Annotated in this window: 15 protein-coding genes and 16 pseudogenes; 17 read left to right on the forward strand and 14 right to left on the reverse strand. The window is 58.7% G+C overall.

Annotated features, from left to right (window positions below; translation table 11 throughout):
* Window positions 1–34: 34 nt before the first annotated feature.
* The 3 genes from AC3CB8_RS09165 to AC3CB8_RS09175 all read left to right on the forward strand — a co-directional run bounded on the left by AC3CB8_RS09165 (window position 35) and on the right by AC3CB8_RS09175 (window position 3055).
* Window positions 35–505, forward strand: coding sequence for a 2,4'-dihydroxyacetophenone dioxygenase family protein (locus AC3CB8_RS09165; protein ID WP_352726921.1), 471 nt, complete (start codon window positions 35–37; stop codon window positions 503–505).
* Window positions 506–574: 69 nt separating this feature from the next.
* A complete protein-coding gene (locus tag AC3CB8_RS09170; RefSeq protein ID WP_352726883.1) occupies window positions 575–1648 on the forward strand; it encodes an NAD(P)H-dependent amine dehydrogenase family protein in 1074 nt (357 codons plus the stop codon).
* A gap of 45 nt (window positions 1649–1693) precedes the next feature.
* Window positions 1694–3055, forward strand: a complete 1362-nt coding sequence (locus AC3CB8_RS09175) for an ArgE/DapE family deacylase (protein WP_352726881.1) — start codon at window positions 1694–1696, stop codon at window positions 3053–3055.
* Window positions 3056–3487: 432 nt separating this feature from the next.
* Here AC3CB8_RS09175 and AC3CB8_RS09180 read toward each other — a convergent pair.
* Window positions 3488–4336 (reverse strand): annotated as a pseudogene (locus AC3CB8_RS09180) (IS3 family transposase); the annotation flags it as partial.
* A 64-nt stretch (window positions 4337–4400) separates the two neighbouring features.
* Between AC3CB8_RS09180 and AC3CB8_RS09185 the strand changes: the two are divergent.
* A pseudogene (locus tag AC3CB8_RS09185) lies at window positions 4401–4577 on the forward strand (IS110 family transposase); the annotation flags it as partial.
* A gap of 144 nt (window positions 4578–4721) precedes the next feature.
* Here AC3CB8_RS09185 and AC3CB8_RS09190 read toward each other — a convergent pair.
* From AC3CB8_RS09190 to AC3CB8_RS09200, 3 genes and pseudogenes are all read right to left on the reverse strand, one after another.
* Window positions 4722–5311 (reverse strand): annotated as a pseudogene (locus tag AC3CB8_RS09190) (IS110 family RNA-guided transposase); the annotation flags it as partial.
* A complete protein-coding gene (locus AC3CB8_RS09195; protein WP_488377281.1) occupies window positions 5308–5646 on the reverse strand; it encodes a transposase in 339 nt (112 codons plus the stop codon). The gene AC3CB8_RS09195 and the pseudogene AC3CB8_RS09190, both read right to left, overlap by 4 nt.
* Window positions 5647–5698: 52 nt before the next feature.
* Window positions 5699–5962, reverse strand: a pseudogene (locus AC3CB8_RS09200) (transposase); the annotation flags it as partial.
* A gap of 396 nt (window positions 5963–6358) precedes the next feature.
* Here AC3CB8_RS09200 and AC3CB8_RS09205 point away from each other — a divergent pair.
* The 3 genes and pseudogenes from AC3CB8_RS09205 to AC3CB8_RS09215 all read left to right on the forward strand — a co-directional run.
* Window positions 6359–7192 (forward strand): reverse transcriptase domain-containing protein, encoded by an 834-nt coding sequence (locus AC3CB8_RS09205; RefSeq protein WP_488377282.1) that lies wholly within the window; start codon window positions 6359–6361, stop codon window positions 7190–7192.
* A 43-nt stretch (window positions 7193–7235) separates the two neighbouring features.
* Window positions 7236–7571, forward strand: a complete 336-nt coding sequence (locus AC3CB8_RS09210; RefSeq protein WP_352727194.1) for a group II intron maturase-specific domain-containing protein — start codon at window positions 7236–7238, stop codon at window positions 7569–7571.
* Between the two features lie 178 nt (window positions 7572–7749).
* A pseudogene (locus tag AC3CB8_RS09215) lies at window positions 7750–8045 on the forward strand (IS5/IS1182 family transposase); the annotation flags it as partial.
* Here AC3CB8_RS09215 and AC3CB8_RS09220 read toward each other — a convergent pair.
* The 6 genes and pseudogenes from AC3CB8_RS09220 to AC3CB8_RS09245 form a co-directional block, all read right to left on the reverse strand.
* Window positions 7990–8739: a UPF0149 family protein gene (locus AC3CB8_RS09220; protein WP_435053115.1), complete on the reverse strand. Its 750-nt coding sequence runs from the start codon at window positions 8737–8739 to the stop codon at window positions 7990–7992. The pseudogene AC3CB8_RS09215 and the gene AC3CB8_RS09220 sit on opposite strands and share 56 nt — an antisense overlap.
* Window positions 8736–8903, reverse strand: coding sequence for a transposase domain-containing protein (locus AC3CB8_RS09225; RefSeq protein WP_352727209.1), 168 nt, complete (start codon window positions 8901–8903; stop codon window positions 8736–8738). The genes AC3CB8_RS09220 and AC3CB8_RS09225 overlap by 4 nt, the downstream gene beginning before the upstream one ends.
* A 72-nt stretch (window positions 8904–8975) precedes the next feature.
* A pseudogene (locus AC3CB8_RS09230) lies at window positions 8976–9595 on the reverse strand (IS66 family transposase); the annotation flags it as partial.
* A 93-nt stretch (window positions 9596–9688) separates the two neighbouring features.
* Window positions 9689–10291 (reverse strand): IS66 family transposase zinc-finger binding domain-containing protein, encoded by a 603-nt coding sequence (locus AC3CB8_RS09235; RefSeq protein WP_352727196.1) that lies wholly within the window; start codon window positions 10289–10291, stop codon window positions 9689–9691.
* 27 nt (window positions 10292–10318) lie between these two features.
* Window positions 10319–10653, reverse strand: a pseudogene (gene tnpB / locus AC3CB8_RS09240) (IS66 family insertion sequence element accessory protein TnpB).
* 50 nt (window positions 10654–10703) lie between these two features.
* Complete coding sequence (locus AC3CB8_RS09245; protein WP_352727199.1) at window positions 10704–11012, reverse strand: transposase; 309 nt, start codon at window positions 11010–11012, stop codon at window positions 10704–10706.
* A gap of 185 nt (window positions 11013–11197) precedes the next feature.
* On the opposite strand from AC3CB8_RS09245, the pseudogene AC3CB8_RS09250 reads away from it, so the two are divergent.
* The 6 genes and pseudogenes from AC3CB8_RS09250 to AC3CB8_RS09275 form a co-directional block, all read left to right on the forward strand.
* Window positions 11198–11804 (forward strand): annotated as a pseudogene (locus tag AC3CB8_RS09250) (transposase family protein); the annotation flags it as partial.
* A gap of 7 nt (window positions 11805–11811) precedes the next feature.
* Window positions 11812–12015, forward strand: a pseudogene (locus tag AC3CB8_RS09255) (IS701 family transposase); the annotation flags it as partial.
* Between the two features lie 478 nt (window positions 12016–12493).
* Window positions 12494–12979 carry a GNAT family N-acetyltransferase gene (locus AC3CB8_RS09260; RefSeq protein ID WP_352727201.1) on the forward strand — a complete coding sequence of 162 codons (486 nt, stop codon included), beginning with the start codon at window positions 12494–12496 and terminating at the stop codon, window positions 12977–12979.
* A gap of 700 nt (window positions 12980–13679) precedes the next feature.
* Window positions 13680–14728, forward strand: a pseudogene (locus AC3CB8_RS09265) (ABC transporter ATP-binding protein).
* Window positions 14718–15738: pseudogene (locus AC3CB8_RS09270) on the forward strand (ABC transporter ATP-binding protein). Before AC3CB8_RS09265 ends, AC3CB8_RS09270 begins: the two co-directional pseudogenes overlap by 11 nt.
* A gap of 260 nt (window positions 15739–15998) precedes the next feature.
* A pseudogene (locus tag AC3CB8_RS09275) lies at window positions 15999–16592 on the forward strand (ABC transporter substrate-binding protein); the annotation flags it as partial.
* Here the strand turns inward: AC3CB8_RS09275 and AC3CB8_RS09280 are convergent.
* Window positions 16576–16980: a recombinase family protein gene (locus AC3CB8_RS09280; protein ID WP_352727211.1), complete on the reverse strand. Its 405-nt coding sequence runs from the start codon at window positions 16978–16980 to the stop codon at window positions 16576–16578. The pseudogene AC3CB8_RS09275 and the gene AC3CB8_RS09280 sit on opposite strands and share 17 nt — an antisense overlap.
* Window positions 16981–17392: 412 nt before the next feature.
* Between AC3CB8_RS09280 and AC3CB8_RS09285 the strand changes: the two are divergent.
* Window positions 17393–17525: pseudogene (locus tag AC3CB8_RS09285) on the forward strand (IS5/IS1182 family transposase); the annotation flags it as partial.
* Window positions 17526–17805: 280 nt separating this feature from the next.
* Here AC3CB8_RS09285 and AC3CB8_RS09290 read toward each other — a convergent pair.
* Window positions 17806–19308 (reverse strand): aldehyde dehydrogenase, encoded by a 1503-nt coding sequence (locus AC3CB8_RS09290; RefSeq protein ID WP_352727203.1) that lies wholly within the window; start codon window positions 19306–19308, stop codon window positions 17806–17808.
* Between the two features lie 324 nt (window positions 19309–19632).
* On the opposite strand from AC3CB8_RS09290, the gene AC3CB8_RS09295 reads away from it, so the two are divergent.
* Both AC3CB8_RS09295 and AC3CB8_RS09300 read left to right on the forward strand, forming a co-directional pair.
* Window positions 19633–20703 (forward strand): threonine aldolase family protein, encoded by a 1071-nt coding sequence (locus AC3CB8_RS09295; protein WP_352727205.1) that lies wholly within the window; start codon window positions 19633–19635, stop codon window positions 20701–20703.
* A 429-nt stretch (window positions 20704–21132) separates the two neighbouring features.
* On the forward strand, window positions 21133–21204 hold the full coding sequence (locus tag AC3CB8_RS09300) for a hypothetical protein (protein WP_352727213.1): 72 nt from the start codon (window positions 21133–21135) through the stop codon (window positions 21202–21204).
* On the opposite strand, the pseudogene AC3CB8_RS09305 reads toward AC3CB8_RS09300, so the two are convergent.
* Window positions 21194–21304: pseudogene (locus AC3CB8_RS09305) on the reverse strand (IS630 family transposase); the annotation flags it as partial. The gene AC3CB8_RS09300 and the pseudogene AC3CB8_RS09305 sit on opposite strands and share 11 nt — an antisense overlap.
* Between AC3CB8_RS09305 and AC3CB8_RS09310 the strand changes: the two are divergent.
* A pseudogene (locus tag AC3CB8_RS09310) lies at window positions 21287–21914 on the forward strand (transposase); the annotation flags it as partial. The pseudogenes AC3CB8_RS09305 and AC3CB8_RS09310 sit on opposite strands and share 18 nt — an antisense overlap.
* Before the next feature lie 319 nt (window positions 21915–22233).
* Here AC3CB8_RS09310 and AC3CB8_RS09315 read toward each other — a convergent pair.
* Window positions 22234–22608: pseudogene (locus AC3CB8_RS09315) on the reverse strand (hypothetical protein); the annotation flags it as partial.
* Between the last annotated feature and the right edge of the window lie 482 nt (window positions 22609–23090).

Consider the following 23090-nt stretch of genomic DNA (forward strand, 5'->3'; position numbering starts at 1 on the left):
AAAACAACCATACCAGATGCCCCAACCGCCGGGCATGCGTCCCGACGTGTTCTTGTCCGGAGTCCTAGATCTGGATGCGGACCAAGATGCGTGGGTTCCCCAGGCTGACGGCGTCTGGTTCAAACCGCTTCTGCTTTCCGCCAGCGAGGGATATTACGTTAATCTACTCCGAGTCACCAAATCCGGAGTCCTTTCTCGGCATCGCCACAGTGGTCCGGTTCATGCGATGGTACTTCGTGGGACGTGGCATTATCTGGAACGCGATTGGATCGCCAAGGCTGGCGACTATGCTTTCGAGCCGCCGGGCGAGACACATACGCTCGTCGTACCTAACGATTGCTGCGAGATGATTACGCTATTCCATGTAAGTGGCGGCTACGTCTACGTTGATCCTCAGGGCGTGCCTTTGGGATACGAGGACGTCTTTACAAAACTCTCTGCCGCTTCGCGTCACTACGAAGCGCTCGGTCGAGGCGCTGGCTACATAGAGCAATTTCTTCGTTAGCAACTCGCATCCCAATCTGCCGAATAGCCGATTGCCAACACGATCCGTTTCTACTGGGAGAGACCAAAAATGAGAATTATTCAATATGGCGTTGGAGCAATGGGTGGGTTGATGCTTCGCCTGCTGGCGAGACGCAGTGACGTATCCATAGTCGGCGCGATTGACTACGATCGAAACAAAATCGGGCGTGATCTTGGCGACCTCCTTCAGGAACCGGCCCTCAACGGTATTCAGGTGTCGTCTCCGGAGACCACGCACCAAATGAAGGCCGATGTTGCACTGCATGCGACGACCGCTTTCGCAGCCGAGGCATATCCCGTTGTCGAATCGTTAATCGCAAGAGGCATCAACGTTGTCACGATAACGCAAGAGCTGTTCTTCCCACTTGGTTCCAATGTAGGCATGGCAGAGGAGATTGATCGTCAGGCGAAGGCGGCGGGTGTACGCGTTACGGCTGTAGGTATTAATCCCGGATTTATACTCGACCTACTTCCAATCTCAGCGTCCTCGCCCTGCTGGGAAGTCAACCGAGTTGATGGACGGCGTATCGTCGACTTTTCTCCCTATGGGCCAGACGAGATGAAGCACATTGGTGCGGGACTTACCGAATCCGAGTTCGCTTTGGGAGCCAAAGATGGCACAATTGGCCATATCGGACTCTTGGAAACAGCTGGCATGGTCGCAGTTTCAATGGGTCTTGAAGTTGACGAGCTCCAGCAAACCAAGTCGGCGATCACTACTTCGCGCCATCGGCGTACGTCATATATCGAAATCGAGCCGGGTCGGGTTTGCGGCTTCCGCCAGTCGGTGGTTGGCCTTTCTAAGGGCGACGAAAGGCTCCGTTTTGAAATGGTCGGCATACTGGATCCCGACGATCGAGATGAACCCTTGGGAGATAGCGTCCGCATTAGCGGAAGCCCCTCGGTGGACTTGGTAGTCAAAGAGCAGATCTCTCAGCTTGGTGGACTTGGTACAGCTGCCGTTGCCGTGAACACAATACCGAGATTGCTCGATGCTGCGCCGGGGTTTTACACCTCGCAACAGTTACGCACACCGTCGATCTGGCCGAAGTCGGAAAATCGTGCAGCCACCATTCGAACGAATACGACCGTGCTCAGAAGTACTGGCGAACCGGTTTATTGAACCCGCTGGGGAACGGCCTTGAGGAAATAAGACAGGGACGGCGTGATGACCGCGCTGCTGCCGCGATACCTTCCAGCCGACAAATATCCATGCTTCGGGCCGACGATGAGGAGTCTAGCTTTGTTACCTAATAAAGTAGTGTCGGACATTTGCGCAGCAGTCGATAGTGGCTTCGAACGGCAAGTTCAATTTACACAAGCTTTGGTGGGCATACCCTCGCTGCGAGGCCAGGAAGCCACGGCTCAAGACCTTATGGCTGACGCGATGCGTGGGCGTGGACTCGATGTCGATAAATGGAAGCTAGATATCGATCAACTAAAGGAGCTCCCTGGGTTCAGTCCGGTAGTCACCTCTTATGATCAGGCGTTCAACGTAGTCGGCACATATCGCCCGACGAAAGAACAAGGGCGCTCGCTCATTTTTAACGGGCACGTCGACGTAGTCCCTACCGGTTCCGCTGATAGGTGGCGTTTTGGTCCATTCCAGCCCAAGATCGACGGAAAATGGTTGTATGGTCGCGGATCGGGGGACATGAAATCGGGGCTGGCGGCAACCCTTTTTGCCTTCGACGCCGTCAGGAATAGTGGTTACTCGCCGCAAGGTCGAATTCACTTTCAGTCGGTCGTTGAAGAAGAAAGCACGGGGAACGGCACACTCGCCTGCCTCCAACGGGGGTATCGCGCCGATGCAGCCTTCATACCGGAGCCAAGCGGAGAATTGTTCACCCGCGGCGAGGTCGGGCTAATATGGGCGCGCATCACCGTTAAAGGCGATCCAGAGCACGCGTCTGGATTTATTGGAGTAGGGACAAACGCCATTGAGAAGGCAATGGCCCTATGGCCGCATATCAAAGCACTCGAGGCCAAGTGGAACGAGCGGAAGAGCGAAGTTCCCCTCTACTGTGACCACCCCTTCCCGGTTCGCGTCAATATCGGAGAGATCCATGGTGGGGAGTGGACATCTAGCGTGCCTGCAAGTGCAGCGCTGAATGTGCGGGTTGGGCTGATGCCCGGCTTCACTCAGGGGGAGGCCCGCCGCGAAATTGAGGACGCTGTTAGAAACGCGATTCGGGACGATCCATACCTTTCCAACAATCCGCCTGCGATCGAATACTTTGGACACATGTCGGCTGGCTATTTCGTAAAACATGCGGAAGTCCCGGAAGATATCCTCCGCCGAGCCCACGCGAAAATTACCGGCACGACGATGCGTGAGGTGGTGACATCTGCATCCTCAGATACCCGGTATTTCAACCTTTACCAAGATACGTGGGGCGTAAATTATGGGCCGACGGTGGAAAAGGCGCATGGTTTTGATGAGCGAGTCGACTTGGAGTCAGTCAAGCGTGTGACGAAAACCATGGCGTTGTTCTTAGCGGAATGGTGCGGCCTAGCCAAAGCCGGATGAGATCGAAAGACTAACGTCCGGTTCGGCGAGAGTTGCGCCTTGCAAGCGCGTTGAAGTCTGCCGTCTGAGATGGCGGCCGCGGCAAAGCCTAGCGAGCAGCCGCGAACCGGGTCTTGCGTGACGTCCGGTAACGGGCGTTGCGAAGCGTAGACAGGGAGGTTGTAGGCCGGAATGAAGTGAACGGGAATATAGCCCCGAAATCGAACGTGATCGGAGTAGCCGACCCTGTCTCTCAAAGGGGAAGGCGGAATCGCGGACCGCGCCAGTGCGAGTGGTCCGAGGTGCTCCCGGGGTTCGTACCGCCAGCATGCAACCAAAGGAATCAACGGGAACAAGGGTGACGTTGCCCCCAAGTTTTATCCAATCCTGAGTTCGCTCCGGCGATCATTGTTGCCCTGGCGGTTTGAGCGACGGGCACAGGCGCGGAGCTGATCATGGTGCGCAGCGCTGTGTCCCGTCGCGGGGTGAAGGTGTGGGCGAACTCGAAGGGGTCTGCCATCCGAGCCGCGAATGTGGGCGATTGAAGTTGTAGTCTGCCCGCCAACTGGCCAAGACCGCGCGAGCCTGCGCCAATGAGGTGAACAGCATCTCGTTCAGCAGTTCGTCACGGAGGCGACCGTTGAAGCTCTCGATGAAGCCGTTCTGCATTGGCTTGTCCGGCGCGATATAATGCCAATCCACGCGGCTTGCATCGGCCCAGGCAAGGATCGCATTGCTGGTCAGTTCGCTGCCATTGTCACTGACCACCATCTTCGGCTTGCCGCGTTCGATCATGAGCCGATCGAGTTCGCGGGCAACCCTCACGCCGGACAGAGACGTATCCGCGACCAACCCCAGGCACTCGCGCGTGCAGTCGTCGACGACGGTCAATATCCGGAAGCGACGGCCATTGGTCAGCTGATCCGACACGAAGTCCAGTGACCAACGGTCGTTGGGTGCAACGGGGACCATCATCGGTGCCCGCGTTCCAATGGCTCGCTTGCGACCGCCACGGCGCCGAACGGCAAGCTTCTCCTCGCGATAGAGCCGGAACAGACGCTTGTGATTGACCACATAACCTTCCCGCCGCAGCAGCACATGCAGGCGGCGATAGCCGAAGCGCCGGCGCTCATGCGCGATCGCCTTCATCCGCTCCCGCAGGTCACCATCGTCGCCACGGCTCTCCTTGTGGCGAACCGTCATCCGGCAGCAGCCGATGGTCTTGCACGCCCGCCGCTCGCTCATCTCGAATGCCGTTCGAAGATGCGCGACGGCCTCTCGCTCGGCAGCGGGCGTCACCATTAATGGGATGGTCCGCCTCGTCCTCCTGCCGCATCATGAGGCTGTCAAGTCAAAGGAGGTTGCAATGCCACAACGTAATGTGCCGCGTCCTGCCGCAGTCTACGGAATCGATATCGGTAAGAACATATTCCACGTCGTTGGCCTCGGAAGCGACGGCGTGCCAGTTCAAAAGGTTCGTTTCCGACGTGACACGCTGCTACAATTCTTCGAGCGAGCCGCGCCGGCGATCGTTGGCATGGAATAGTGCGCCGGATCTCAATGGATTGCGAGGAAGATACAGGCGCTCGGACACGCTTGCGGCTCGATTGCAAGGCTCGGGAATAGTGATGACGAAACAGTGGATCAGCATGTGGTTCGGGCACGAAGCCCGCTTTTTTGCACAGGGCTTACGGCATCCCCCGGTCGAGTGTTCCCGCCGGACAAGGCCCAGCCATGCAGCCAGATCGCGGGCCTTCTGGAACTGGCGTCCGTTGCCGACTGCCGCAAGAAGGGCGGTGGCGCCCAGTGCTCCGATGCCGGGGATCGTCATGAGCCGGCGGGCAACATCTTCTCGATCTGCAATCGCAGCTATCTCCCTTGTCACGTCCTGAATGCGCTGCTCTAGCTGGTGGAGGTCGGCGAACAGATCCGTGAGCAGTTTGCGCATCGCCGGCGATAGGTCGTTCGACGCATCGTTGAGAACCATCGGCAGGTCGAGCTTGAACAGGCCTGCCCCCTGGCGTAGGGCGATCCCGTATTCGAGGCAGAAGGCTCTCATCTGATTGATCAGACGCGTTCTCGTTCCGATCATCTGGTCCCGCACCCGGTGCAAAGCCTGAAGATCGGCTTGTTCCTCGCTCTTGAGTGCAGCAAACCGCATTGTTGGCCGCGTGGCCGCCTCAGCGATCGCCTCCGCATCGATGATGTCGGTCTTGTTCGACTTGACGCGTAGGGCTTCACGAACTGCGCGGGGATCAAGCGCACCTTGTGCGTCAGGCGAATGCAGGATCCCGGCGTTCGTAGAGCGCTCCCGGCTTGGTCAGAACAACCCAGACAATACGTGCCATCTTGGCGGCGAGTGCGACAACGGCCTTGTTCGGATGCATTCGGCTCTGCAGCCCGTCGAGCCAGCTTCCAAGGCGATCCCGGGTTCGATCCAGATGTCTGAAGCAGGATCGCGCGCCATGAACGAGGAGCTTGCGGACGTAGCGGTTCCCGCGCTTGCTGATGCCGAGGAGCTTCTGCTTGCCTTGGGAACGGTGTGCGCGGATCTCATCATGGCCTGGCTGCAACAGCAGCCCGCTCGCGAGAGGCCGGATACATTTATGCAACTGGAATCGTCATCGACGAGGTCGCGAACCCTTGCACGGACGGGGCGGACCATACATTTTTTCCGAGAAGATCCTTCAAAGCGGCATTGTCGAGCATGGCGTCCGCCAGGAGCCGCTTCAGACGAGCGTTCTCATCCTCCAGCGTCTTCAGCCGCTTCGCTTCCGACACATCCATGCCGCCATACTTCGCCTTCCATTTGTAGATGCTGGCGTCGCTGACCCCGTGCTTGCGGCACAGATCGGCCACCGAAACTCCGGCCTCGTGCTCCTTCAAAATCCCGATGATCTGCTCTTCACTGAAACGGCTGCGCTTCATTCTCTGGTCCTCACGTTGGGCCAGAGCGAACTTCAAACCGGATTAAGCCAAAGGGGCAACGTCAAGGGAGATCCATCCGGTTCAAGCGCAAGCTTGCAGGACCTGACAAGCCGCGGAGGTGAGGAGGGTCCGATGATCGGGTGGAAGTCAGACTGACTGATAGTACTTTGAGGACGGGAGAGCCGGCCACATGGGGAAGCGGTCAGCGGTAGGTGAATTGTTCTTGGGCAACATGGGCTCCATCCAATGGGAGTCACGGCCTTCTATGCAAAGAGAAGATTAGCTGACCATGGAAACGAACCTTTAACAAATAGCAGCGAAAGCTCGGTGTGAGCTGAAGCTCCGTTTACATCGCTTGCCCATCACATCACGCGCGACCGGGTGCAGAGGAATTTGTTGAAGATTCCGAACCACTCGGCTGCCGGGGTGGATGGTCAGACGAAAGCGGCGAAGGAAAGCTTTGAAGGATGGATTGAGCCAATGCTCCAGTCCGTCCACCGACAGCGGTATCGCGCGCCGGCGGTCCGGCGCGTTTACATCCCGAAGCTCGGCAAGACGGAGCAGCGCCCCATAGGGGTGCCGACCATCGCGGACCGGGCCCTCCAGCGCAGCACAGCCGAGGTGCTGTCGGCCATCTACGAGCAGGACTTCTTGCCCTGTTCCTTTGGCGGACGACCAAAGCTCAGCGCCCACCATGCACTGGCGACCCTCAACGAGGTCATCGCTGGCGGCAAGATCAGTTGGGTGCTGGAGGCGGATTTGAAGAATTTCTTCGGGAGTCTCTCACATGAGTGGGTGCTCCGGTTCGTTGAACATCGAGTCGGGGATCCGCGCCTGATCAGTCTGGTCAGGCGCTGGTTGAAGGCGGGCGTTCTGGAGGACGGTGTGGTCCAATCGAGCGAAGAGGGGACTCCGCAAGGGGGTTCGATCAGTGTGTTGCTCAGCAATGTGTATCTGCATTATGTGCTCGACCTGTGGTTCGAGCGCATCGTGAAAGACCGATTGCGGGGCGAAGCCAAACTGGTGCGCTACATCGATGACTTTGTGATCTGTTCCAATATCGCGAAGATGCCCTCCGCGTTCAGGAAGCCCTACATCAACGGTTGGGGAAGTTTGGCCTCAGCCTGGAGCCGACCAAGACCAAGTTGGTCGAGTTTGGTCGGTTCGCGCAGCGACACGCGGGCAAGCGCGGCAGAAATCGCCCGGAAACCATCTACTTTCTGGGTCTGACGCTGTACTGCACGCATAACCGAAAGGCAACTTCAAGGTTGGGATGCGCACCGAGAAATCTCGGCTAAAGCGCAGCCTTCTGTCTCTGCGGGAGCTGATGCGGCGAATACAGCATTATAAAATCAGTGATCAGGTAGCGGAAATAAACCGCGTCCTGCGCGGCCACTATGCCTATTACGGCGTCCCGGGAAATCTCCGGTCGCTGATCAAGGTGTACCAGGTCGTGGAGCGTTACTGGCGCAGAATGCTATGCAGCCGCAGCCGTGATGGCGGTCGCCTCAGTTGGGGCACTTTCAACCAGATCAAAGAACGGAACCCGCTACTGCGACCCAAACTGCGGCTCCCGCATAGGGAACTGCAGGCACTCGCGGTGCTGTGAACCAACTGCCGAAGAGCGTGGTGCGGTAGCTCCGCACGCCACGTTCTGTGGGAACCGGGGGCGGTGACCGCCTCCGGTGACCCGGTGGGCCGAGAAACCGACAGCAGCAACGCTGCACGGCGCTCTGCCCCTACTCTACCGCACGTACGGTTCGGGGAAGCGGAGCGCTCGAGCGCTTCCCACTCCACAGTTTTTCTGCGGCTTCGAGTTCCTCCAGCACGAGCAGCCGATCGATGCCAGCACGATGAGGGCTGGCGCAAGCGGATCGGGCCCGAGGTGCTAGAGGAAATGCTGAAGGCAAGCGTCGACGTCGCACTCGAGACGGGGACTGCGAAGCCCGGTTCGCTGGAGCGGATCACCGTCGACACGACGGTGCAGCCGAAGGCGATCGCCCACCCCACCGACAACCGGCTCTACCTCAAGGCAATCCAGATCCTGATGCGTCAGGCCAACGGCCAAGCGGTACGGCATCGTGATCAGGCAGAGTCAAACGTAAGCGGTGCGCCGAGGCACCTTTCCTGAAACCGCTGCTGATGTGTCTTTGCCGGGTCGGTCGTTGGTCCGCGCGCCGGCGCCGATCACTCCGGGTCGTCATAACGGGTGACGTAGTGGAGTTCGCGTAGGGCGGGGATGACGAGGCGATGTCTTTGTAGGCCTCGTGTTCGATGAAATGCGCGGTCTCGGGCCCCGGCCTGGGCTTGCCGAGGACGGGCCTCTCCTTTTTGTCGACGCAGTAGATCAGGATCGGCAGCAGCAGGCCGTGGTTGGGGTTCTCGAGGTCGAGTAGCCGTCTCCAGCTTTTGATGTTGAGATTCATGACCGCGTAGAACCCCTGGCACCACGGCCGGGGGTCGATGCTGCCGCTGGGCTTGGTTGCGAATCGGGGCGCATAATCCTGTGGTCTGTCGAAGAGCGTCTCGTTGATCCGGTTGTGGATCCTGGCGACGCTGGCAAACACGGCGTGATCGGTTGCAGACCCTTTGGCCAGGACGTCGCGCCGCAACCCCATGAGCAGGCACATCCAGTCTAGCGGGTCCGGGTAGCGCGGCCCGGTGACCGCCGCCGTTACGAGCGCCGACATGGTCCGCACCAGCGGGCGGTTGGTCTTGGCAGCCATCCAGGCCTCGAGCGCCTCGTCCGACAGCGCCATGTCATCGAGCGCGCTCATGCCGCCAAGGAGAGCTGCATCTTTTCGCGGCGCACCCAATTCCACGGCATCAGTTCGTCCCAGCGCGAGGCTGGCCAATCATTCTGGATCCGCTCGGTGACGTCGGCCATGTAGGCTTCGGCATCGACGCCGCAAAGCTTGCACGTCTCAATGATGCTGAGCACGACCGCTGACCGCTCTGCCGCGGCGAAGCTGCCCGAGAAAAGCCAATTGCGCCTGCCGACTGTAAATCCACGAATCGCCCGCTCCGCGATCAGGTTGTCGGGCTCGAGCTGGCCATCGTAGAGGAAGCGATTGAACGCGCGCATCGTCTGGTGCCATAGGCGAAGGCCTTCGCGATATCGGCATGGCGCGACAAACCGTTGCCCTGGCGCGTGAGCTGTCGTCGCAGCGTCCGGACCAGTGGTCGGGTCCGACTTCGTCGTGCGGCCAATCTCTCGGCGGGCGGGAGTCCCCGTATCTCTTCCTCGATCCGGTAGATCGCCTGGATACTGGCCATCGCCGTCGTGCTGAGCTCGGTCGGCTGGCTGTCGTGAACGTCGAATATCTTGCGACGCAGATGGGCCAGGCACGCAGCTTCTCGAATGGCGCCGCCCTTGTAGAGCTGGTTACAGCCGCTGAAACCGTCGGCCTGGAGCGTGCCGGCAAATCCGGCGAGCTCGGTCAACACGCTCTCGCCGGCGCGGCCCATGGTGGCGCAATACCAGGCGATCGGCGGCTCCTGCGAACCCGAATTGCGGTCGTCGACGACGTAAACCCAGAGCGCGCCCTTGTGGGTCTTGCCGTTGCCGGGCGCCAGGATCGGAAGCCGCGTGTCGTCGGTATGAATCTTTGGTGCGGGTACGGCCGATCTCACGGATGCGGTTGTAGATCGGGTCGAGCAAGGCGGCGGCGTAGCCGGCGCTGCGCGCAAGGGTGGATCGCTCGATATCGACGCCCTTGGCGGCCATCATCTGTGCCTGACGGTAGAAGGGCAGATGATAACCCCACGCCAGCGCCAGCCAAGGCCATTGCACGCGGTAAGCTCAGCTATGGCCTGGATGATTTTATCGCAGGTCCGGCAGCTGTACTTGGGTCGAATGGTCTCCATCACCTGCCAGGCCTGGGCAACCAGATCGAGCATCTCGTCGCTATCTTCGCCCATGCCGCGCAGATCGCCGCCGCAGCCCGGGCAACATGCGCAAGACGGCTCGCGAACGGCCCGCTTGCGCGGCAGGTTGGGATTGAGCTTACGCACCGGCAACACCCGGACCTTGTCGGTGTCAGCAACGATGGCCAGCTCGAGATCGGGCACGCTGGCGGCGAAATCTGTCTCGAGATCTTCGAGTTCGAGCCGCATCTGGCCCAGCTTCTCGGAGGAGCGGCCGAAGGCCTTGCGGTTGAAGCGATCGATCCGCAGCTGCAGGCGCTGGATGCGAAGTGCGGCCTCGGCGCGCTCTCTTCGAAGCTGCTCATCCCGTTCGGCGATGGTGATGTCACGGGCAGAAACGGCCGCCTCCAGAAGGGCGATCCGAGCGAAGAAATCAGCGGTTGAGGGAGCTTGTTCCGACACCCAAAACCTATACCCGAAAGACCCTCGTCACGGAAGAAGAATCAACACAAAATCAATAAGAACATCAAAATCAGCCAGCCAAACGGGTCGATAAATCTTGCTCGGCCGGCGCCAATCGATCCCGTCCAAAAGCAGCGAAAGCTGCGCCTTGGTGAGCGACACGGCGACCTGATCCTTGGTGGTTGGCCAGGCAAAACAACCATCGGTCAGCCGCTTAATAGGCAAGCACCCTGGCCGTAGTGCGACAGAATCTTGATGATATGACCCTTGTGTCCACGGAAGCAGAAGATCGCGCCGGTGTGCGGGTCGAGCGCGAGCACCTGCTGCACGATCCGCGCCAGGCTGTTGATCCCGCGACGCATGTCGGTCGCGCCGCAGCACAGGTAAATCCGGTCGGTCGGCACCACCGTGATCACCTGGTCAACTCCGCCAGGACGATGCGCAGTGCTGTCGGATCGACGATCCCGTCGATCCGCAATCGCGTGCCGCTCGCAAAGGCCACGACGATCCTGCCGGCCGGGTCCGGGCAATCGGCGACGGGGCGTTCGACATCCGGCAGATCGCTCACGTCGATGCGCGCGAAGGTCGCCATCGCCTGATCGGCATCGAGTTCCCCGCCGGCCATCTGCTTGCGCCACGCATAGAGCTGTGACGGAGCTACGCCGAACGCTTCCGCGACCTCGGTCACCGACGACCCCGCCGCGCTCGCCAGGTCGACCAACGCGCGCTTCTCAGTGCAACTCCACAGCCTTCGTTGCCGCACGCGCCCGGGCACCGTTTAAGACCTTCGGCCGCCGCGGCGCCGCTTAACTCGGCGACCATATCGCCCGTTGCATGTTCCAATGTCATGGCCCGAAACCTCCATGTTCATCGGCATCTTGCAAGGTGCCTTGGCGCACCGCTTACAGTCAAACGCGGTTGGCAAAGGCAGCGGCGTGCGGGCGGGTCGCTATGCGCATGCCCGGCACTTCCGCCGGATGCGTCGCGAACTCAAGCGCCTTCGCTTACGAATTCGGCTGCAAGGTCGGGATCGCGGCAACGAACCGCGAGGGCCTCGTGATGACGGCCAAGGCGTTCGAGGGTAGTCCGTATGATGGCCATACGCTCGCAGCAACGGTCGATCAGGCGATTGAGATCGGCGGCGTCGATCCGGACCGCATCTACGTCGACAAGGGCTATCGCGGCCACGACTATGCCCGGCTCGGGATCGGTGATGATCGCCGGCCGCAAGCGTGGCCTGACGGCCACCATGTGTCGGGAACTGAAAGGACGATCGGCCATCGAGGCCACCATCGGTCACATGAAGACCGACGGCCGACTGGACCGCAACTTCCTCCTCGGCCATGCTGGCGATGCGATCAATGCGCCGCTCGTCGCCGCAGGCCAAAATCTGCGCCTGATCCTTACGGTTCTCGCTCTTTGGCTTGCCTGGTACCTGCAAGTATTCCAGCCGACAACGGCGAAATCGGATGCTTCCACCCGTCTTCACGGGTTCGGGATATCGACGCCTTAGCCACTATTCAGGGCCAACCAAGTATTGGCTCTCCAATTTGCCGGCCGGCCGGCGTCACCCAGTTGGCTGACGCCGCCAAGCTGCGTTGGCGGATCGACAGACTATCGGGAACGGATTGGGGTGGGCCCCTACGAAGGCCCGAGGGTGGCGGGGCTTCCACCCCCACGCCAGCCTCTGTATGGCCGCCTATGGTTTCTTGGTCTCTCTGAGGGAGACGATTCCCGCTCAACTCTAACTCGCGCCCAGGGCCGCCGAACACCTGGTCTTCCCGACGGTTGTCGACCCCGCGGATCCTCCGATCCGACCAGAGGGCACGTCGACCTCGATCCCAACCCTCACCGACGCCCTGACTGTTGCCCTGGCCAACCGTCTGCAACAATGTTCGTGCTGCATAGGGCAATGGACAGTCCGCGTCAGGCTCGCAATTTATAACGCAATAGTATGAGCTAGGTGCCTGGATTTTGCCCTGCCATGACAGCGCCCCCAACCTCACGTTGGCTATGAGCGAATGCGTCAACTACCATATGCCGTAGTATCGGTGCTCGCTTTAAAATGGTAGCAACCATGCTGGTTCAGCGCAATTGGCAGGTGCACTGACATGTAGAATAAGTCAATGTGGGGGCATTATTAAGCAAAATAAATTGTGCGAGACGAATTCTGTGTAAGACATTAAGAATGGAGAAATAATTATGAGTTTACCCATCGATATAGTTGATCTATTACAGAAGCCAGATTTGTTGGAAGCAATAGCCGGCCGAATTTGGAATGCATGGAGGATGCGCGAAGGTTTGGAATCCCAGGATGTTGTGCAAAAATTCATTGACATACTGGCATCTGAGGCCGAGTTTACCTTGGTTGCGCACCGTCGTGATAAGTTTGTCGGGACCACATCAGTTGTGACATCGGATTTACCTGAAAGGTCAAATTTAACTCCTTGGGTTGCTGAAGTCTGGGTCGAACCAGAGTTTCGCAGACATCGAATAGGATCACGTCTCCTTGAAGCTGCCGAAATGCGTGCGTTCAACGCAGGTCGGCGAGCACTTTATCTATATTGTACTCCTCCGCTTCGGCCATTCTACAGCGGTAATGGCTGGACGGAGATCGAGCAAGGTGTCGGCAAGGACAACGTCTGCATCTTCAGGAAAAACAAAATATCCGGAGATGTTTTGACGTAACCTGTTGATCTATGTAATGAATCTACGCTCTTAAGGTCGTCCTTGCGAGCGTAGTTAGCAGCACAGCATCAGCCATCTGAAGTTATTTACCGGGCCGGCGCGTCGCCGTCGTTGGAGTGAAGAGAACCAGTGCTGATACTGGCCGTGGCATCCGCCTGGGACCAAAGTGGCGGTGGCGCGTCGGACGATGTCGCGACCAGTCCGATCTATAAGTGGTGCAGGACAGTGAGAGCCCGCGAGACGGGGTTTTGCCGAAGTTGTCGTGGTTCCGATGAGCCTGTCGCCGCTTCGGTGCCAGACGCGCCCCCAGCGATGATCGAGCTGGAGATCGCCGGCAAGGTGCGACTGCGGATTCCGCTGACCAAGACTGAGACACAGAAAAACGCGGACAGTTTCCCTGCAGGGTGAGGAAACTGCGGCATGCCCGGACGGCAAAGAGTTATTGATGAGGACCAACCCTTTTTATTGTTTAGCACTGAAGCACTCTACCTATCAACGCTGCCGCCACTACCGAGAGAGTGAAATGGATCAGCACCCTTCTACCGCCGTATTCGAGTCAGAGACTAACCCGTTACCTGCGGCAGCCCGCATCGGTGTCATTAATATCAGCACCGATGACATCGGTGAAGATGCATTCAACAGCATGATACCAAAGGATGGAGTGCCAACATTCATACTGACTGGGAACAAGAGCACGCCGATGAAGGAAACAGCCGGTTTGGAAACATCGGTGCGAGCCGGGACTTCGAAGCCCATCTTGCAGGTCTCGGATCTTCAGACGGTCTTTCGGTCTCGCGGAAGCATAATCTACGCGGTCAACGGCGTAAGTTTCCACCTTAATCGCGGTGAGCTTCTGGGCGTAGTGGGCGAAAGCGGGTCGGGCAAAAGCGTCACGATGATGTCACTCATGAAGCTCCTGCCGACCCCGCCTGCGGAAATCGTGTCGGGAAGGGTGCGTGTCGGGCAACGGGATCATCTCTTGTCACTCGGCGCGGAAGAAATGCGAAAGGTTCGGGGCGGCGAGGTCGGGTTCGTCTTCCAGGACCCGATGACATCACTCAACCCGGTTTTCACGGTCGGCTATCAACTGATGGAGCCGTTGCGCGAGCATCTCAGTCTCAGTCGGGGCGAGGCGCGCAAACGTGCGATCGAGCTCCTGTCTCATGTTGGCATCCCCTCGCCACAGGACAGGATAAACGACTATCCCCACCAGTTCTCCGGCGTATGCGTCAGCGGGTGATGATCGCCATCGCGCTCGCTTGCGAGCCAAAAGTGCTCCTCGCCGACGAGCCCACGACCGCGCTCGACGTGACGATCCAGGCCCAGATCTTGGATCTCGTCAAGAAGCTGCGCCAGAAAAATGGCTTGAGCATCATCTGGATCACACATGATCTCGGCGTGGTAGCCGGGATCGCCGATCGGGTCATGGTCATGTACGCCGGTCTCGTTGTCGAGTGCGCTGCTGTCGACGACCTCTACGCAAATCCCCGGCATCCCTATACCCACGCGCTTCTGGAGACGTTGCCCCGAGCCGACATGGCGGGACAGGAGCGACTGAAGAGTGTCGGCGGTCAGCCGCCGCATCTGATTGCCTTCTCGACAAGTTGCCCGTTCGCGCCCAGATGCCCGCGCGTTTTTGACCGGTGTCGGAACGAAAAGCCTCCGTTGATGCCTGTGAGCGAAGGCCACGAAGCCGCGTGCTGGTGGGACATAGCTATAGCTAGGGGGAGGCCACGCGATGACGTCTGATCCGAACGTCTTCACCAAAGAGGCAAAGGCAGGCCATGATGATGTACTGCTCACTGTCAGTGACCTGAGCTTGCACTTCCCAACGTACCAAGGTGTATTCGGGCGCCAAGTTGGCGCCATCCGAGCGCTAGACGGAGTGAATTTTGAAGGTCAGGCGCGGGCGGACGCTTGGGCTTGTGGGCGAGAGTGGCTGCGGTAAGTCGACGACTGGGCGTGCCATCTTGCGCCTTTGCGACACTACTGGTGGCCGCATCGTGTTTGATGGCGAGGACATCATGCATCTAAAGGGCAACAAATTGCGCCGGATTCGTCCGCGCATGCGAATGATGTTCCAGGATACGCAGGCGTGCCTCAACCCGCGCATGACCGTCAGCTCGATCATCGCCGAACCGCTGAATGAACATGGTGTGCTGAAAGGCAAGGAGAAGCAAAAGCGGATTCGCGAGCTTCTCGATTCCGTCGGCCTTAATCCACAGTTCGCCAACCGCTACCCACACGAATTTTCGGGCGGCCAGCGCCAACGTATAGGCATTGCGAGGGCGCTCGCGCTCAATCCGGATTTGATTGTCTGCGACGAGCCGATCGCCGCCCTCGACGTGTCCATCCAGGCCCAGGTGGTCAATCTCCTCAAAGACCTGCAGGAGCAGTTCTCGCTAACATACCTCTTCATCAGTCACGACCTCTCGATGGTTCGTCACCTGTGCGACGACGTCGCGGTCATGTATCTGGGCAAGGTGGTGGAACTCGCGCTGAGCCGCCTGATCTACACCGATCCGATCCATCCCTATTCAAAGGCGCTCCTGTCGGCCGTGCCGGTGCCCGATCCGGAAGTCGAACGCAGGCGCGAGCGAGTCGTCCTCAAAGGCGACGTTCCGAGCCCAGCCAACCCGCCCTCCGGATGCCGTTTTAGGACACGCTGCCCGATTGCCTTCGACCGGTGCGCGGAAGAGCAACAAGCTTGGCGAAAAATGATCGGCGACCGGGGGGTCGCCTGCCACCGGGCCGAGTAACGGGAATTGGCGCGGAACCCCTCGGAGGAGGGAAGCCCGCCAAACTGTCCACGTTTCCCGACGGGAAGGGATGAGGATGGGCATGACAGGGCCGGGATCCGCCGGGCCATCGTTCAACGAATTGGGAGCAAGAAGCATGTTGAGATTGAAGTCATTCCTGCTAACAGGCGCCGTCGCAGTTCTCGCCGCAACGTCGGCCCTTGCCGCTCGCGGCACCCGACGGCACTGTCAACATCCTGTTCTGGCAGGCAGCGTCGACCATGAACCCCTACCTCTCGGGAGGCGAAAAGGACTACACTGCCGCCTCGCTGGTTCTCGAGCGGCTGGCCGGCTTCGACCAGGACGGCAAGCTTTTCCCGCGGCTGGCCCAGGACATACCGATCGTAGCGAACGGCGGCGTCTCGAAGGACCTCAAGTCCATCACCTGGAAGCTGAAGCCCGGCCTCAAATGGTCCGACGGATCGCCTGTCACCGCCAGGGACGTGGTCTTCACCGCCAACTACTGCATGGACCCCAAGTTCGGCTGGGCATTTCTCAATCTTTTCAAAGGCGTGGACAAGGTCGAGGCACTCGACGATCTGACGGTGGAGGTCACGTTCAAGGACCCTACGCCCGTGCCCTACGGCCCCTTCGTCTCCACGGTTTCTCCGATTATCCAGGCGAAGCAGTTCGCCGACTGCCAGGGTGAGAAAGCGCCGACCTGCACCGAAGCCAATTTCAACCCGATCGGAACCGGGCCGTACGTCGTCACCTCGTTCAAGCCGAACGACTCGATAGAGTTCAAGGCCAACCCGAACTACCGCGATCCGGACAAGCCTCACTTTGCCGACGTTAACTTCAAGGGCGGCGGCGACGCACTCGCTGCCGCCCGTGCGGTGCTGCAGACCGGCGAATACGATTTCGGCTGGAACATACAACATCTTCAGCCGTGCCACCGATGGGGCGGTTCAGGAACACGATCTCCACACCGGAACGACGGAACTCGTCGATCAGCAGCGCCTGATGGGCGTAGCGGCGGGGGAGCCGATCGGGAGCATGGACGTAGAGACGCTCGACATGGCCACTGGCAACCGCATCCCTCAGCCGCTCCAGCGCCGAGCGAAGCAGGATCGAACCGCTGTTACCGTCATCCTGGTAGCTGTGACCTGGCTCAAGCACGAAGCCATCGGCGGCAATGCGTTCGTGCAACGCCGTGACCTGACTGGCAATCGTGTTGTCGCGCGTCTGGGCCTCGCTCGACACCCGCGCATAAAGTGCACAGCGCGTCTCGGTCGTTGCTCACCTCCCGATCTCGCTATCACGCTCATCACCTTCGATGATCGGCCCGGGGGACGTTCCGGCCGCTGGCTCGTGCGCCGGATGGTTGGCACAAGCCGGGCGTAGGCCTCGAGCAGATGTTGGGGGCCGGTTCTGTGTCGCTTCGAACGACACGTGCACGCGCAGCACAGGGCGATCCATGCGCCGGACCCTGTGCACCTCCACAGGCCGGCTCGCAGCCGGGCCGTCGATGGCGCATTAAATCCTGTGGTGGCTCTGATTCGCCCGCGACAAATCGACTCGCATCCCGACCATGACGGGTCTCAACAAGCTGCCGCCTACGGCTCGGACGCTCGATGCACACCGACCACTCAAAGGCACATTTGGCAACATTGTACGGGGGGCTGTCGAGCGGACCTTCGGCTGGATGACCCGGTGGCGCCGCCTCGTTCGCGACTACGAGCAGCGCATCGACGTCTCTCACGAAATGATCCTTGGGCGCAAACCTCATCCGCCGAAACGCCCATCCTCGAATTTCAAAACGGACTCTAAGATCATTCCGTAAAGGTATGATCGTCGGCGATTTGCGGTCGTTAAGTTGGGTTAATTGTAAACGGCCGCTTAAACTAAAGCGTCCGCTGGGAAATGGCGCCGTCACGTTGACTGACGCGCCTGAAGACTTTGACTGCTCAACAAAATCTTCGCTTGCTGTCGACCTTCTTTCGCTGCCCTCGTGCCTGGCAAGCCAATTCTGAACCGTCGCAGTGCAGGGAGCCTATTGTCGGGAAGCATCGGGGGCAGTTAAACAACCTATCGCGCCCCGGTCGCCATTAGGGACCAGATCGTTTTGGTCTGGAAGTACTGGTGCATGGCTTCGATGCCTTTGTCGCGGGCTGCGGACCCGGACAACTTGAAACCGCCAAAGGGCGTCGTCACGTCGCCCTCTGAGAAAGTGTTAATCGACACAGTCCCACATGGAATACGTTTCGCTAAGGCGTACGCTCGCGTGAAATCTTTGCTGAATATCGTCGCGTGTAAGCCATATTTAGTATCCTTTGCAATTAGCATAGCGTCGTCGAACCCAGACATAGGTATTATTCCGAGAACTGGTCCGAAAATTTCCTCACGGGCGATAGTCATTGCCGGGCTCAATTCATCGAAAAGCGTGGGCGAGACAAAGAACCCCTTACCAGTACTATTGGCCTGATGGATTAATGTCGCTCCTTCTCTGTGGCCAAGATCAATGAAGTCAGACACGCGATCACGATGGGCGCCTGAGATCAACGGTCCCATTTCCGTTTCAGGATCGAGCGGATTGCCAACTTTGATTGATTTTACCCTAGCCAGAAGCTTTTCTAGAAATTCGGCCTTCACCTTCCGATCAACCAGCTGCCGCATGTTCGCCGAGCAATTTTGGCCGGCGTTCCAAAACGCAGCCATTGCGGAGTGGTTCACGAGTTCATCAGTGATCTCAGCGTCGTCAAGGATGATCAGCGGGCTCTTTCCACCCATTTCCAAGGATACGCGCTTCATGTTGCTGTCTGCCGCATATCTCAAAAAATGTGCCCCGACGTCGGACGAGCCCGTAAATGAGACAGCGTCCACATCCGGGTGGATACCGACGGCCTTGCCCGCAATCTCGCCAAGACCGGGGACGACATTCAACACGCCGGCCGGAAGGCCTGCTTCAACGGCGAGCTCAGCCAATCTGATAGCTGTTAGAGGGGACTGTTCAGCCGGCTTCAATACAATGGAGCACCCAGCAGCCAAGGCTGGGGCGACTTTCCACGCGGTTATCAGCAGCGGAAAATTCCAAGGAAGAACCAGACCAACCACGCCTACGGGCTCATCTACTATAAGGGCGAGCACGTCGTCTTCGGTGGGAGCAATCCTGCCGTAGCTTTTGTCGATCAATTCAGCATACCACTGAAAGAACTTGGGCACCTCATTGCCGATCTCGTTCAGGCAATCGGTAATTGGTTTGCCGGTATCCAACGACTCAAGAACCGCAAGTTGATCCGAATGCGCCCTTATCAAGTCAGCCAGGCGAAGCAGTACTTCTTTGCGCTTTGCCAAACGAACGCGCGACCAGCGGCCGTCTTCGAAGGCCCTCCGAGCGGCACGCACGGCGGTGTCCACGTCGGCAGGGTCACAACTAGCAATCGATCCAAGCGTGACCTCGGTAGCAGGATTGAGCGTGTCAAAAGTTCCGCCCGAGCGAGAGGAAACCAATTGGCCGTCGATGAAAGCCTGGGTCGGAATTACCGCCTGTTTGGCGAGTTGTTCGTAATAGTCGCGGGTTTTCAATGGCATGTGTGTCCCCAACGGATGGTGCCTTGGTCAATCCATTCTTGTCGATTAAGTGCGGCGGCCCGTTCCATGGGGCTGCGAGGGACAACTCTCGACCATTTCGACGGAAACTCTACCTGTTAGATGCCTTGTTATCCGAAAAACCATCTGGAATCAGCGCTCAATCCAGAACGTGTGAAGCCTTGCGGTTTGCGAGTGTGGTCAGCCATCGACTTCTTCGAGTCGCAGACAAGGGGACATTGATACCGGGATTCGGAATTTCGAGCGACTGCGCTCGATCAAGCGCATTCGAAAGAGCGTGTGACTAAGGCAATGCCAGGGTGCAAGATGGATTTTCGCAGCGATAATATCTCCGGTGTGTCACCGGAGATAATGAATGAAATCTTACGCGCGAATCGAGGGACCAGCACTTCGTATAGTGACGATGACCTCACTCAAGACGTCGAAAAGCGTCTTGAAGAGATTTTTGGCCACGAGTTGCGTTTCTTTCCGGTTTTAACGGGAACGGCCGCGAATGCGCTCGGCTTGTCGGTTCTCACTCCACCATATGGCGGCGTCTTCTGTGAAGATCGCGCCCACATCTATTATGACGAATGTGCTGCTCCGGAATTTTATACGGGCGGGGCTAAGTTGGTTGGACTGAAGGGCACCGCCGGGCGCTTGGACGCCAAAACGGTTCATGATGCCGTGGAGAAAGCGTTTCAAAACGGCGTACATCATGCGAAGCCGACGACAGTGAGTATCTCCCAAGCCACCGAAGTCGGGACAGTTTACCGCCCAGACACTATCGGAGAGATTGGTGCGGTGTGCAGGAAGTTTGGATTGCGGCTGCATATGGATGGTGCCCGCTTTGCCAACGCACTGACATTTCTGGATGTGGCGCCGGCGGAACTGACATGGAAGGCAGGCGTCGACGTGCTTTGCCTGGGAGCCACAAAAAACGGCGCGTTGTCCGCAGAGTCGGTGATAGTCTTTGACAAAGCACTGGCGGGTGATTTGGCTTACAGGATCAAACGCTCCGGCCATCTCGCCTCAAAATCGCGTTTTATCTCGGCACAATGGTCAGCATACCTTCAAGACGAATTGTGGCTTAAAAACTCTCAGCAGGCCAATGCCGCAGCCGCCCGCCTTTCAACTGGCCTGTCGAACCAAAAGCTGATCAAGCTGATGTATCCGACTGAGGCAAACGAGATTTTTTTGCAGGTAGACGACAGTGTCCTGCGAAACCTTGACAACTCAGGGGTTAAATACAGCACCTGGCCTGGGGAAGAGGCAAACGTTTTAAGATTCGTCACTTCTTTCAATACATCGAATAGCGAAATCGACGAATGCCTAGCAGTGTTCGAAGAGACGACTCCTTCGCCAGTTGAGCTCGAAGCCGGTACATCCGGAAACTGATTAATCGGGGTTGACTTTTGATACCTCGCTTTAGGTGTTTGGCGACAGCGGATGCTGAGGACAGCGCAGGTCCAGAGCACGTCCTTTTTAATCTGGGTCAAATCCGGCTGCCTGGAAGTAAATTGCGCATTCGGCTGGGGTGAAGAGGTTGAGGATCTAACCCGACTGTGTCCCACAGTGCAGCGATCGTCCCTCTCGGCCCTCGGTCATTCTACTGGACGGCATTCCGATCAAAAACCGGACCCGTCCGGGTTCGTCTCGGAATCATTGGAATACGCGCCCCACGGCACTGAAATTGATGCGAGCGACGATTAAAAGCTTGAACAATACCGCGGCAGACGCCGGGGACGCTGGCTGAAATCGCCCAACAGCTCAATCCGCTCCCTTCGGGGATGGATAGCCTATTACGGCCGGTTCAGCCGTTCGGTCCTGTCCACTCGGGCTGACTACGTCAACCGGAAGCTCAGGGCTTGGATCATGCGCAAGTTCTTTCCATTATGAGGACGTCGCCGGGCGACAATGTCGGGATTAAAACCTGCTCGACATAGGCCAGGAACACGTTTCCATTCATGGCGCCATCGTAGACGAAGGGGGCATCCAGTCGCTGCATCGGATTCGTTCAAGGCTGGTGGGCGCGCACAACGCTGACAACCATTGCGCGCCATTCTGCTGGAGCGCGGCACGACTATCGCTCAGGGACGCCGCAAGCTCGAGCTGGCTGTGGAGGCATTGCTCGCAGATCCGGACTTCATGGCGGCCGCTTCCGCCGCCTGCTTACGGAGATGCGGGAGGAATGGCTTGATCTCGACTGGCGGATCGCGGCTTTGGATCGGGAGTTCGTCGAACTGGCCCGCGACGATGCAGCCGCTCGGCGCCTGACGTCGATCCCCGGTATCGGTGTTCTCAACGCACCGCTCTCGTTGCTGCTGTAGGGGATGGCACGACCTTCAAGAGCCCGTGATCTCGGCGCATGGCTGGGGCTCGTGCCCCGGCAACACACCACCGACGGCAAACCCAGGCTGATCGGCATCTCCAAGCGCGGCAACAAATACCTGCCCACGCTGCTGATCCATGGGGCAAGGGCGGCCTTGCCGTCGCTGGCCCGAAGCCAGACGCTGCTGGGCGCGTGGCTGGTAACCTGCTCGACAGACGGCATCGCAACACGGCGGTCGTGGCTCTGGCCAACAAACTCGCCCGCATCGCATGGGTGACATTGCGTCGCGAGGCACCCTTCGAGGCCGACCTAGCCACGGCAGCTGCCCGAAATAATTAGGTCAGCGGCGACACGAATGGACGCCGCCCGACCGATGATGTCTCAGGGAGGACTTTGAAAGATGGCCTGACGGTCGAACCGACGTTCTGGAAACCTGGTTCAAAAGATGGCGCTTCGACGCCGTGACTTTTATGAGGCCCCGGAGCGTGCAGATCTGCATCTTGGCGACGGCAATCAGCCGACACGCCGTATATGTTGATGCAGACCAGCCGCCATCAGAAATAAACCTCTTGCCGAGGGGCGGGCCATACGTTTTTGAATGTCCAGCTCTGGCCGCGAAGCCAGGCGCTTAAGGCGCTGCGACTGATCCGCACCAAATGCTCGGCGGCCAGACGGCCCACGATCTCGTTTAGCGTGATGTTCTTGCGCACCTCAGCCCGACGATGAAGGCTTCATGCGCATCAAGGCTGGAGGCGCGGCGACGGCCCTGTGGGCGTGGCGCCAGCCCCCCGATCTTCGCTCGCGCAATCCAGCCGGATCGCGATCGATACTCCCACTTCGAACCGCGCCGCGGCCATATCCGGTCGACATCCCCTTCGTTCGAAGCCTTTAGGACCGCGACGAAGATCCTCGCTCAGTGCGGTGCGGCAATGAACCCGATCGGTAACATTTTCCTTGAGACAACGCGACACCAGACTGAGGCGGCTGTTTCCTAGGAAGGCCGCAGCCTATTTCGCGAGAGAAGTGACGTAAGGTTCGCTTTCATCGCGAGCCACCGGAACATCTGGCCGGTGGATATCTCTCGGCCTGTCTCCAATGCCTAGTCGAATATAGCTGACCAGATCCACAGATATAAATAGTGTATTATTTGGGTCGCACGAGGAGAACCGTCCCAGTAGTTTTGTGTCGTATTCTCAACTAAGCTAAAAATACCGTAACTTCTCACGCTACATATGTGATGCGTATGTTAGATTCGTCAAGTAGAACTGCTGCCGCCATAAAAGCCACAGGTTTCGAGATTGTTGACTCGTAGAGTCGTGTCCCCAACGTGCGTCGCCGGATGATCCTGCCGGCGTGATTGCCCACATTCGCTCACTCAAGTCCGGAGTTCAACGACCGCGGCCGTCGAACGGGTGGGACGGCCGCGTCCTATCGGACAGATCTCAGGCACCTA

This window comes from Mesorhizobium sp. P160927, assembly GCF_057766385.1.